General features: G+C 64.7%; 9 protein-coding genes. 4 read left to right on the plus strand and 5 right to left on the minus strand.

The genetic code is table 11. The features are described 5' to 3' along the window. Positions 1-251 precede the first annotated feature (251 nt). Both EI171_RS04095 and EI171_RS04100 read left to right on the plus strand, forming a co-directional pair. Entirely contained in the window at positions 252-1,418 is a 1,167-nt protein-coding gene (locus tag EI171_RS04095; protein WP_011083160.1) for an FIST N-terminal domain-containing protein, read from the plus strand. Between the two features lie 5 nt (positions 1,419-1,423). Next, positions 1,424-2,773, plus strand: a complete 1,350-nt coding sequence (locus tag EI171_RS04100) for a hybrid sensor histidine kinase/response regulator (RefSeq protein ID WP_161536920.1) — start codon at positions 1,424-1,426, stop codon at positions 2,771-2,773. 180 nt (positions 2,774-2,953) lie between these two features. Here EI171_RS04100 and EI171_RS04105 read toward each other — a convergent pair whose 3' ends face one another. From EI171_RS04105 to EI171_RS04125, 5 genes are all read right to left on the minus strand, one after another. Continuing rightward, positions 2,954-3,649, minus strand: coding sequence for a response regulator transcription factor (locus tag EI171_RS04105; protein WP_161536921.1), 696 nt, complete (start codon positions 3,647-3,649; stop codon positions 2,954-2,956). A 124-nt stretch (positions 3,650-3,773) separates the two neighbouring features. Then, positions 3,774-4,457 carry a response regulator transcription factor gene (locus EI171_RS04110; RefSeq protein WP_161532668.1) on the minus strand — a complete coding sequence of 228 codons (684 nt, stop codon included), beginning with the start codon at positions 4,455-4,457 and terminating at the stop codon, positions 3,774-3,776. 138 nt (positions 4,458-4,595) lie between these two features. Further along, positions 4,596-5,768 carry a c-type cytochrome gene (locus EI171_RS04115; RefSeq protein ID WP_246740451.1) on the minus strand — a complete coding sequence of 391 codons (1,173 nt, stop codon included), beginning with the start codon at positions 5,766-5,768 and terminating at the stop codon, positions 4,596-4,598. Positions 5,769-5,899: 131 nt separating this feature from the next. Next, the gene (locus EI171_RS04120) at positions 5,900-7,615 is read right to left on the minus strand and encodes a PQQ-dependent methanol/ethanol family dehydrogenase (RefSeq protein WP_039186352.1); all 1,716 of its coding nucleotides are present in this window, start codon (positions 7,613-7,615) and stop codon (positions 5,900-5,902) included. A gap of 406 nt (positions 7,616-8,021) precedes the next feature. Further along, the gene (locus EI171_RS04125) at positions 8,022-8,471 is read right to left on the minus strand and encodes a carbon monoxide dehydrogenase subunit G (protein WP_028175650.1); all 450 of its coding nucleotides are present in this window, start codon (positions 8,469-8,471) and stop codon (positions 8,022-8,024) included. Between the two features lie 592 nt (positions 8,472-9,063). Between EI171_RS04125 and EI171_RS04130 the strand changes: the two genes are divergently transcribed. Together EI171_RS04130 and EI171_RS04135 are read left to right on the plus strand one after the other, a co-directional pair. Continuing rightward, positions 9,064-9,549, plus strand: coding sequence for a (2Fe-2S)-binding protein (locus EI171_RS04130; RefSeq protein WP_028175651.1), 486 nt, complete (start codon positions 9,064-9,066; stop codon positions 9,547-9,549). 84 nt (positions 9,550-9,633) lie between these two features. Next, complete coding sequence (locus EI171_RS04135) at positions 9,634-11,976, plus strand: xanthine dehydrogenase family protein molybdopterin-binding subunit (RefSeq protein WP_011083168.1); 2,343 nt, start codon at positions 9,634-9,636, stop codon at positions 11,974-11,976. Positions 11,977-12,110: the final 134 nt, after the last annotated feature.

The following is a 12,110-nucleotide window of genomic DNA, read 5'->3' on the forward strand; positions in this document are numbered from 1 at the left end:
CACGCGGCCCGGAAGCAGCCCTTTCCGAACGCGTGCGGAAAATTAAGGCAGAAACGTCAAGGGGTGGTAAATCCGTCCGGCCTGCACCCCGGGTGGAGAGCGTTTCCGCTCCCTCGGGCGCGTCCAGCCTTGCCGGGCCGAGCGGCGCCGTGTTGCGGCTAACCGGAAAACGCCTTATTCTTTGAACACTTGTCGGGCACTTATCAGGCACTTGGCGTTAGACCAGGCTGGTCCTCGAGGGGAGAAACGGAGTGGGGCAAACCGATTTTCGGTTTGGCGGTGCGTCTGGCGTTGCCGTTGCCAAATCGAAGGCTGCGAGCGTCGATGAAGCCGTGGCCGAGCTCGCCGCCCAGCTCCCATCCGACGAGCTGGCGCTGATCCTGGTCTTCCTCTCGCCCAGCTACGACCCTCATCACTTCATCGCCGAGATCACCCGGCAATTCGACGAGACTCAGGTCTGCGGTTGCACGACCGCGGGCGAGCTCGCCCCTGACGGCTGGGACGAGAACAGCGTCGTGGCGCTGGCGTTCAGCCGCGCCGACTTCTCGGCCGCGGTGCGGCCCATTCTCAACCTCGACAGCTTCCGCGTCGAGGACGGCCGCAGGATCGGCGGCGAGCTCCGGCACGAGCTGTTGCGGATCACCCCGCAAGTCGATCGCGGCAATCCCTTCGGCCTGGTGTTGATCGACGGCCTGTGCCGCCGCGAGGAGGCGGTGATGTCCGCGATCTATGCCTCGCTCGACGACATCCCGGTCGTCGGCGGGTCCGCAGGCGACGGGATGCGCTTCGAGAAGACCTGGGTGTTCTGCGATGGCAAGGCACACACCAACGCCGCCCTCCTGATCCTGTTGAACACCTCGCTGCCGTTCCGGGCTTTCAAGTGCGACAATTTCGAGCCGAGCCCGCAGAAGATGGTGGTCACCGAAGCCGACATCGAAAATCGAACGGTCAGGGAGCTGAACGCGGAGCCCGCGGCCGAGGAATATTCGCGCATGGTCGGGATCCTGGACGCCAAGCTCGATCCATTTTCCTTCGCGTCCCACCCCGTGCTGGTGCGCGTCGGCGGCGCCTATTACGCGCGGTCGATCCAGCGCGTCGAGCCGGACGGATCCTTACATTTCTTCTGCGCCATCGACGAGGGCATGGTGCTGACGGCGGCGACGTCGCGCAGCCTGGTCGGCTCGACCCGCGACACCTTCGCCGAGATCCGGGACCAGATCGGAGACGTCTCGCTCTATATCGGCTTCGAGTGCCTGCTGCGCCGGCTCGACGCCGAGCAGCATCAGCTCGCCCGCGACATGTCCGACCTGTACCGGCAGAACCGGGTCGTCGGCTTTCATACCTATGGCGAGCAGTTCGGCTCCATGCATGTGAACCAGACCTTCACCGGCGTTGCGATCGGAAGGCGCCCGTCGTGACGGACATGTTGCAGGGCCCTGATACGGTCGACCAGCTGCGGCGCGAGGCGGCGAAGCTGAAGAAGATCAATGCCGCGCTGATGTCGCGCGTCGAACGCTCGATGGACCAGCAGCTCAACGCCTTTTCATTGTTCGAAACCGCCATTGCGCTTGACCACAAGGTTCGCGACCGGACTCATCAGTTGCGCGAGGCGCTGCATTCGGTCGAGCGCGCCAATGAAGGGCTCTACCGCGCCAAGCAGCAGGCCGAAGCCGCAAGCTCGCTGAAATCATCGGTGCTGATCTCGGTGACCCACGACCTGTTGCAGCCGCTGAACGCGGCGCGCCTGACGCTGTCGGCGCTGACCGAGATGATGGAATCGCAGGAGGCGGGCCTGCTGATCGACCAGGCCGACCGCTCGCTGCTGATGCTGGAGGATTTGCTGCGGTCGCTGCTGGAGATCGCAAAGCTCGACGCCGGCGCGCTCAAGCCCGACGTGCGCGCGATTGCGCTGGCGCCCCTGTTCGAACAGCTCCGCAACGAATTCGAGCCGGTCGCGGCGCGGCAGGGTCTTTCCCTGCGCATCCGCACCTCGCCGCGCGCGGTGAGGTCGGATGCGATGATGCTGCGGCGGATCCTGCAGAACCTGCTTGCCAATGCCATCCGCTATACCCGCAACGGCGGCGTCGTCATGGGATACCGGCGGAGGGGCGACCACATCTGCATCCAGGTCTCCGACACCGGGCCTGGAATTGCACAGGCGCAGCAGCAGGCAATCTTCCGCGAATTCCAGCGCGGCGAGGCGACCGCGACCGACCAGGCCGGCTTCGGGCTCGGCCTCTCCATCGTCCGCCGTTTCGCAACCGTGCTCGGGCACGAGGTGCGGCTGTCGTCGCAGGTCGGCCGGGGATCGACCTTCACCCTGGAGCTGGAGCCCGCCGACCTCGCCGAGGTCAGCGACGAGGTGCACGAGGTCAAGCTCGCCGAGCGGCGCTATAGCGGGCTCGAAGGCGCCAAGATCCTGCTGATCGAGAACGACCCGAACGGCTCGGAGGCGATGGCCGCGCTGCTGGAAGGATGGGGCTGCGACGTCGCGACCACGCGCTCGGCCGCGGATGCGCTGCTGCGCCTCAGCGAGCTCGGCGGCGCACCCGATGCCGTGATCGCCGACCTCCATCTCGATCACGGCGAGAGCGGCTTGTCGGCCATCGCCGACGTCCGCCAGCATCTGAAGCTCGACACGCCGGCCATGATCATCACGGCCGATTACTCCGAAAAGGCCGCGAAGGACGCGAGCCGCCACGGCCTCGAAGTGCTGAAGAAGCCGATCAAGCCCGCCGAGATGCGGGCGCTGCTGTCGTTCCTGCTGAGCTAGCCCGCGCGGATGGCCTTCGCCCCGCCTGCGCGGCAAGCGCGCATGGCTCCCAACAAAATGGCGAAAACAACCCCATGCACAGTAGCGGTAATATCTTACATTCCCTCAAGGCAATGATTTACAATCGAAATCAGAAACAGAGCGCTCTCAATCTGGAGGGCAAACCAGGCGCGGATCGCCTCACTGCTGGTCCGGCCGTGGTCGCTCCCGCTCGGCCGCGGTGCCCCCGCCTGCCAGCGTCGCGAAATCGATCCTGGACATTTCGACGATGGCCTTGGTGCGGCTGATCACGTTGAGCTTGCGCAGGATGTCGGAGACGTGGACCTTCACCGTGGTCTCCGAGATCTTGAGCTCAAAGGCGATCTGCTTGTTTTGCAGGCCGCGCTTGAGCATTTCGAGCACGCGCAATTGCTGCGGCGTCAGCTCGTGCAGGCGCTTCAGGAGATCCTGCGCGGGGCCGGCCGCGCGCTGCGGGCGGACCTGCCCGCGATACGCGGCGGGAACACAGACCGCGCCGCGCAGCACCTCGCCGATCGATTGCGCCAGATCCTGCTTGGACGACGATTTGAGGATGTAGCCGGACACGCCGAGCGACAATGCGCCGGAGATGATCTGCCGATCCTGATAACCGGATACGATGACGACGGGAATTTTGGGGAACGCCTTGCGGATGCGGATGATGCCCGAAAGACCCGTGGTGCCCGGCATCGACAGATCGAGCAGGATCAGGTCGAGCTCGGTGGTCGCCACGACCTGCTCCAGCGCGCCGTCGATCGAGGTCGCCTGAAGAATATCGGCCGCGGGCGCCACCATCCTGAGCGCGCCCTCGAGCGCCTCGCGAAACAGCGGATGGTCCTCGACGATCAGAAATCGCATCACGTATGAGCCATTCTGAAGACCTTGCCCAAGATGCCGCCGGGGCCGACGTTGAATTGCACGTGCTGAGAATGGCTCAGCAGGGCCGCGCCGGCTTGATCCAGGTCAAGGACGACAGCGCGCGTCATTGCGGCCTGCCGCGATCGACCCGTGCATGAGGCCGGCTGCGCGGATCGGGCAGCTCCATCTTGCCGATCTCGATGATCGCCTTGTTGCGGCTGAACAGGCCGAGCTTGCGCAGGATCTCGGTGATATGCGCCTTCACCGTGGATTCGGCGAGCTGAAGCTCCTGGGCGATCTGCCGGTTCGGATAGCCGCGACGCAGGAGGTCGAGCACGCGAAGCTGCTGCGGCGTGAGCTCGCGCAGCATGACCTCGATCGCCTTGCTGGCATCGGCCCGCCGCCGCGGCGTCGCCACGAAATCCTTCGGCACCGACACCGATCCGCTCAGCACACCCTCGATCGATTGCGCCAGCTCACGCTTCGACGTCGACTTGGGCAGATAGCCGGCGGCGCCCAGCGCCAACGCCTCGCGGACGACGTGCTGATCCTCCTCGCTCGACACGATAGCGACGGGCAGGCGCGGATAGGCCTCGCGCAAGCGCAGGAAGCCGGAGAAGCCGGTCGCATCCGGCAGCGAGAGGTCGAGCAGCGCGAGGTCGATGCCCTCCCCGGCCGACAGAATATGCAGGGCATCCCCGATCGACATCGCTTCGAAGATCCGCGCCTCCGGCAAGGCCAGCCGCACCGCATTGCCGAGCGCCTCGCGAAACAGCGGATGATCGTCGATGATCAGGAAGCTGGTCATGGGGCCTTCCCAACACTGCACCGCACCCGCATCGACCGCAGCAGCGGAAGCGGCACATCCATGCGATAGCCGTCCGGCGCCGGGATGATGCCGGACGGACGCTACCACATCCTCCCGATCGCGTTCGGTCAAGATCGTTCAGTCGTTCGATTCGGACTGGACCGTCAGCAGGAAGGAAAAGATGTGGTCGAACTGCTCGTCGGTGAAGACCTCTTTCCAGGCCGGCATGCCCTTGGTCGGCCGTCCCTCATGCACGGTCGTCCAGAACTTCTCGCGCATCTCGTCGCCGTAGCGGTGACGCAGCAGCCGCAGGTCGATCTTCCGCTCGCTCTGGATCGCGTCGGGGCCGTGGCAGTGCGCACAGGTTCCGTTGAAGATCTCCTTGCCCGAGCCGACGGCCTCGGCGGCCGGCGCGGCCGCGTCCCCCTTGGTCTCGGTCGCCACCACATTGGCGGTCTGCGTCACGCCGGGTCCGGTCCCGGTCGTCGTTCCCGCCGGCATCGCCTGGGTCGCACCGAAGCGCGCCGGCTGGCCGGTCGGCAGGCCATATTTCACCGCGAGCGCGCCGATCGTGCCCTGAAGCTGCGGTAGGACGGCATCGACGCGATCACGCAGCTCGGTGGACGTCTTCGCAAAGCCGATCGCCGCATCCCATGACAGGCCTTCACCCTCGGTGAGCTGGATCTGATAGCGATCGCCGTAGCTGGTCTTGTTCAGCCAGCCGGCGACCGGCCCCCAGATGAAGGCGACGTCGGCCTTGCCCTGATCGAGCGCCTGCATGCCTTGCTCGGGCGACAGCACCGTCACCTTCTGGATATCGTCGCGGCTCGCGAGCAGGTTCTGCGGCGTGCTGGCGAACTGCACGGCGACGCGCTTGCCCTTGAGGCCGTCGATGCCATCGAGCGCCTGCCCCTTGGCGGCCACGAGGGCATAGCCCTGCTTCGCGAACGCGTTGGAGAAGATCACGGCCGGTCCCATGAAATCCTCGGACCGCGGCAGCCCGATCATGGCGTCGCATTGCTTGCCGAGCAGGGTGACGCGCACGGTGCGCTTGCCGAAATAGGATTTGTACCAGTCATAGGCGATCGGCCGGCCGAGCGCCTGCGCCAGGGCCTGCCCGATCTCGACATAGAAGCCCGGTTGCGACGGACTATCGCTCGAGAATGGAAGATTGGTCGGATCGGCGCAGAGGCGGAGCGGCTGCGCCTCGTCTGCGCGCAGCGAGGCCGGAACGATCAGCGCGGCACATGTGAGCAGGCCTGCGATGGCGCGATTTCGGCTCGCACCGATGCCAGAATGATTCGGACGCATCCTCGTCTCCCATAGCTTTGTTGAGCCGGAGCTCGTTGAGCCAAGCGCAGCGGCACCAGGCATCGGCCGATGCCGCAACCAAAGTCTGGAAAAAGCGCGCGCGTATCCCGCGGGGATACGCGCGCGAGTGGTCACTGGACGGAGAACACGAAGAGCGAACCGCCCTCGGGAGCTGCGGCCGTCATCTTCTTTCCTACCTCGCCCAGGAACGCAGGCAGCGCAGCCGTGCGGCCGACGACGATGGCGACATATTGCTTGCCGTCGACCTGGTAGGTCACCGGACCTGCGCCGATGCCGGAGCCGAGATTCCTGCTCCACAACACCTTGCCGGACTTCGCATCGATGGCGCGGAAATCGCCATGGATGTTGCCGGCAAACACGAGGCCACCGCCGGTGGTCAGCGTGCCGCCGTTGAACGGCAGGTCTTCCTTGATCGACCAGACCTTCTTCTGCGCGACCGGATCCCAGGCCACGAGCTCGCCGAGGAAACCGCCGGGGCCTTCCTTGGTCGGGAATTCGGCGCCGAGATAGAACACACCGCGCTTGTAGGCGACGTCGGAGACCGACCAGTCCATGCAGACATTGTTGGACGGGATGTAGACGAGCCCGGTCTGCGGGTTGAACGACATCGGCTGCCAGTTCTTGCCGCCGATCAGGTTCGGGCAGATGTCCTTGGCGGGATGGTTCGGCCCGGGACGCTTGTCGGGATCCTCGACCGCGCGCATCGTGGCGACGTCCCACTTCTTGGCCCAGTTGGAGAACACGTATTTCTCCGCCGAAAGCACCTTGCCGGTCTCGCGATTGGCGACGAAGAAGTAGCCGTTGCGATCCGCCTTCATCAGCGCCGGCACGGTGCTGCCGCCGATCTTCAGATCCGCGAGCACGGCTTCGTTGACGCCGTCATAGTCCCAGGCATCGGCCGGCGTGGTCTGGATGTGCCACTTGATCTTGCCGGTGTTGGGATCGAACGCCACCGTCGAGGCGGTGTAGAGGTTGGTCAGCTTGCCGAAATTGCCGTCGCCGGTCGAGCGTACCGCCGTGTTCCAGGGGCCGGGATTGCTGGTACCCCAATAGACCGTGTCGGTCTTCGGATCGTAGGAGCCGACCAGCCAGGCCGCACCGCCGCCATGCTGGGCGGAGTCGCCCTTCCAGGTGTCGCCGCCGGGCTCATCCGGCGACGGAACGGTGTAGGTCTGCCAGAGCTGCTTGCCGGTGTTAATGTCGAAGGCCTGGAGCGAGCCGCGCACGCCGTACTCGCCGCCGCCGAAACCGGTGATGACCTTGTCGCGCACGACGAGCGGCGGCGAGGTGATGACCGAACCCTGCTTGTAATCGACCACCTTCGCCGTCCAGAGCGCCTTGCCGGTCGCGGCATCGAGCGCCGTCAGCTTGCCGTCGAGGCGGCCGACGAAGATCTTGCCGTCGGCATAGGAGACGCCGCGATTGTTCACGTCGCAGCAGGCGTATTGCAGCACGTCCTCGGGAATATCGGGTTCGTAGGTCCATTTGCGCACGCCGGTGGCGGCATCGAGCGCGTAGACGTATTTCGGGCCCCAGGAGCTCGAAACGTAGAGCGTGTTGCCGACGACGATCGGCGAGGATTCGTTCGAACGGAGCGAGGCCAGCGAGAACGAATAGGCGAGCGTCAGCTTGCCGGCGTTCTCGGTGTTGATCTGCTTCAGCGGGCTGAAGCGCGTGTTGCCGTAGTCGTGGCCGGCAACGGCCCACTGGTTCGAGTCGGATTGCGCCTTGAGCAGGGAGTCGTTGGCGCGAACGCCCGACGTAGCGGTGGCCAGCATCGCAACCATCGAGATGCCAGCCAAGAAGCCCTTCGTTCCAAAGGTCATGTATTCCCTCCACGATGTTGTTGTGCACGCCATGTTAGGCGCCTGAGCGCGCCGCGCCCGTGATGCGCAGTTCGTCTGCGAGCCATCGTTCGAAATTACAGCATCGCCTTGTCGCGCTTAGTATAGGCGGAAGGTAGTAGTGCAAATCATTGGCGGCTTTTGCCGCTCATCTCGTTGTCCGGGCTTGCGTCTTGCCCTTATTTTACAGCTCGAAAAGCGCCATCGGATTTGGGCAGCATCGCGCCGTAATCCGCTTCGTCCGCCCAATCAGCGCAGTAGGTTGGGCAAAGCGAAGCGTGCCCACCTCTTCTCTCGCAATCGTGGATTGGTTAAGTGGTGGGCACGGCGCAAGAGCGCCTTTGCCACCCTACAAGTTCGCGTCGGGGCGCCGAGGACGACGCGCGGATCACGATGATGGCGCTACCACAGCCGCGAAGCTTTCGAAGAAATTCGCGGCAAGCTTTCGCGACGTCGAATCGATCAGCCGCGAGCCGAGCTGTGCGAGCTTGCCGCCGATCTGCGCGTCGGCCTCGTAGTGCAGGACGGTGACGCCAGGCGATTCTTCTTCCAGCCTGACCTTCGCGCCGCCCTTGGCAAAGCCGGCGACGCCGCCGGCGCCTTCGCCGACGATGCGGTAGCCGTTGGGCGCATCGATATCGGTCAGCGTCACCTTGCCGCTGAACGTCGCCTTCACCGGGCCGACCTTCAGCACCACGGTCGCAATCATCTCCGTCGGCGATGCCATCTCCAGCGATTGGCAGCCGGGAATGCAGCGCCTGAGAATATCGGGATCGTTGAGCGCGGCCCACACATTGGCTTTCGACGCTGGGATACGCTGACTGTCGTTCATCTGCATCGCTTCCACCCCTTTTGACCGTTGCTTGTATGGCACGACTAGGGCGGCGCCCGGCTGCGATCAATCGCCAGGAAGTACTAGGGGTGCTTTTTCTGGCGTCTCATTCACTCAATGCCACTCTGCGGCCCGATGGATTCCGGCACCCTCGCTCCGCTCGGGCCCCGGAGTGGCGGAATGGACTGTCCGGCGAGGAACGCCAAGGTCAACATCAATAGAATCAATGACTTAGCCTGCCGCCGTCTACTACCAAGATCGCGATTACAACGGCGTGGGCGCGTGCTCCTATTCGCAACAACGAACACGACATCAAAGGGAGAAACGACGCGCCAAGGGCGCCGACATCCAGGGCCAGCGCCTCGCGCCGGCGGCTGAACCCAGCCGCCATCGACGAAGCGGAGATCGTTCTCGAAAGCTCCCTGCAAGGTCGCGCCACGCACTGGCGGCGGCACGGAACATCGTGGCCGAATCGCGCACCTGCGACAACCGCCACGATGACCTTTCCATGACGCGCAGTCCCCAAAATCCCAGTTGCAAAGTTCCGTTCGCGCTGTCTCTAATTGGAATAACTACAAACATTCGGGAGGACTTCACCGTGTCTACAGTCAAACTGACAGTGAACGGCAAGGCCGTTGCTGTCGACGTCGAGGATCGCACGCTGCTGGTCCATCTCCTGCGCGATCACCTCAACCTCACCGGCACCCATGTCGGCTGCGACACCAGCCAGTGCGGTGCCTGCGTCGTGCACATGGACGGCCGCGCGGTGAAATCCTGCACCATGCTGGCGGGACAGGCCGACGGCGCCAGCGTCACCACCATCGAAGGCATCGCCAAGGGCGACGAGCTGCATCCGATGCAGGCCGCCTTCCGCGACAATCACGGCCTGCAGTGCGGCTATTGCACGCCGGGCATGATCATGTCGGCGATCGACATCGTGCACCGCCATGGTGGCGAGCTCGACGAGGCCACCGTCCGCCAGGAGCTCGAAGGCAATATCTGCCGCTGCACCGGCTACCACAACATCGTCAAGGCCGTGCTGGATGCAGCCGGACGCATGAAGGTTGCGCAGGCGGCCGAGTAAGGCCGCCCGCCTCGAACAAAGACCACCACTTGCTGCTTTCGATGGAAAGCGCAGTCAAAATAATTCCGGTCGGGAGGACCAGACATGGGTGTTGAAGGCATCGGCGCGCGAGTCGTGCGCAAGGAAGACAAGCGTTTCATTACCGGCAAGGGCCGCTACGTCGACGACATCAAATTGGTGGGCATGACCCATGCCCATTTCATCAGAAGCCCGCACGCGCACGCCAAGGTGAAGAAGATCGACTCTTCCGCCGCGCTGAAGATGCCGGGCGTGGTCGCGGTGCTCACGGGGCAGCAGATCGTCGACGACAAGGTCGGCAACCTGATTTGCGGCTGGGCCATCACCTCCAAGGACGGCAGCCCGATGAAGATGGGCGCATGGCCGGCGATGGCGCCGGAGACGGTGCGCTTCGTCGGTCAGGCCGTCGCGGTCGTGATCGCCGACAGCAAGAACCTGGCGCGCGACGCGGCGGAAGCTGTCGTCGTCGATTACGAGGAACTTCCCGCGGTCGCCGACGTCCACGCCGCGATCAAGGCCGGCGCGCCGCAGCTTCATCCCGAGGCTCCCGGCAACCAGGTCTATGACTGGGTGATCGGCGACGAGGGCGCCACCGATGCGGCCTTCGCCAAGGCCGCCAATGTCGTGAAGCTCGACGTCACCAACAACCGCCTCGCGCCGAACGCGATGGAGCCGCGCGCGGCGATCGCCGATTACGACGCCGCGGAGGAGCATTTCACGCTCTACACGACGTCGCAGAACCCGCACGTCGCCCGCCTCGTGCTGTCGGCGTTCTACAACATCGCCCCCGAGCACAAGCTGCGCGTGATCGCGCCCGACGTCGGCGGCGGCTTCGGCTCCAAGATCTTCATCTATCCCGAGGAGATGGTGGCGCTGTGGGCCTCGAAGAAGGTCGGCCGTCCCGTGAAATGGACCGGCGACCGCACCGAGGCCTTCCTCACCGACGCGCATGGCCGCGACCATGTGACCCATGCCGAGATGGCGTTCGACGCCAGCAACAAGATCACCGGCCTCAAGGTGAAGACCTATGCCAATTTCGGCGCCTACATGTCGCTGTTCTCCTCGTCGGTACCGACCTATCTCTACGCGACGCTGCTGTCGGGCCAGTACAACATCCCGGCGATCCATGCCGAGGTGATCGGGGTCTACACCAACACCACGCCGGTCGACGCCTATCGTGGCGCGGGCCGGCCCGAGGCGAGCTATTTGATCGAACGGCTGATGGAAACGGCGGCGCGGCAGTTGAAGGTCGATCCGGCCGCGCTGCGCCGGACCAACTTCATCACCCAGTTCCCGCACCAGACGCCCGTGATCATGGCCTATGACACCGGCGACTTTAATGCCTCGCTCGACGCCGCGATGAAGGCGATCGACTATGCCGGCTTCGCCGCGCGCAAGGCCAAGGCCAAGGCGGACGGCAAGCTGCGCGGCATCGGCGTGTCCTGCTACATCGAGGCCTGCGGCATCGCACCGTCGAAGGCCGTCGGCAGCCTGGGGGCGGGCGTCGGCCTTTGGGAATCCGCCGAGGTGCGCGTCAACCCGGTCGGCACCATCGAGATCCTCACGGGCTCGCACAGCCACGGCCAGGGTCACGAGACGACGTTCTGCCAACTCGTGGCGGAGCGCCTGGGGGTTCCCATCAGCCAGGTCTCGATCGTTCATGGCGACACCGACAAGGTGCAGTTCGGCATGGGCACCTACGGCTCGCGCTCGGCGGCCGTCGGCCTCACCGCGATCCTGAAGGCCATGGAGAAGATGGAGTCCAAGGCCAAGAAGATCGCCGCGCACGCATTGGAAGCGTCGGAAGCCGACATCGTCATCGAGAACGGCGAGTTCAAGGTGACGGGCACCGACAAGGCGATCGCCTTCCCGATGGTCGCGCTCGCAGCCTACACCGCGCACAATCTGCCTGACGGAATGGAGCCGGGCCTGAAGGAGAGCGCCTTCTACGATCCGACCAACTTCACCTTCCCGGCCGGCACCTATATCTGCGAACTCGAGGTCGATCCCGGCACCGGCAAGACCTCCTTCGTCAACTTCGTCGCGGCCGACGATTTCGGCCGGCTGATCAACCCGATGATCGTCGAGGGCCAGGTCCATGGTGGCCTGGTTCAAGGCATCGGACAGGCGCTGCTCGAGCACGCGATCTACGACGCCAACGGCCAGCCGGTCACGGCCTCGTTCATGGACTATGCCATGCCGCGCGCCGACGATGTGCCCTCGTTCAACCTCTCCCACACCACGACGCTGTGCCCGGGCAATCCGCTCGGCATCAAGGGTTGCGGTGAGGCCGGCGCGATCGGGGCGTCAGCGGCCGTGATCAACGCGATCACGGATGCGATCGGCAAGAACAATCTGGAAATGCCCGCAACCCCTGACCGGGTGTGGCGCACGATCCACGCGGCTTAACCGCCTCATCATCGTCATTCCGGGGCGACGCGAAGCGTCGAACCCGGAATCTGGAGCCACGAATTCAACCTCGAGATTCCGGGTCTGCGCCTGCGGCGCATCCCGGAATGACAGAGAAGAGATTTCAGGAGCAA

It is taken from the genome of Bradyrhizobium sp. LCT2 (assembly GCF_009931255.1).
Classification (GTDB): Bacteria; Pseudomonadota; Alphaproteobacteria; order Rhizobiales; family Xanthobacteraceae; genus Bradyrhizobium; species Bradyrhizobium diazoefficiens.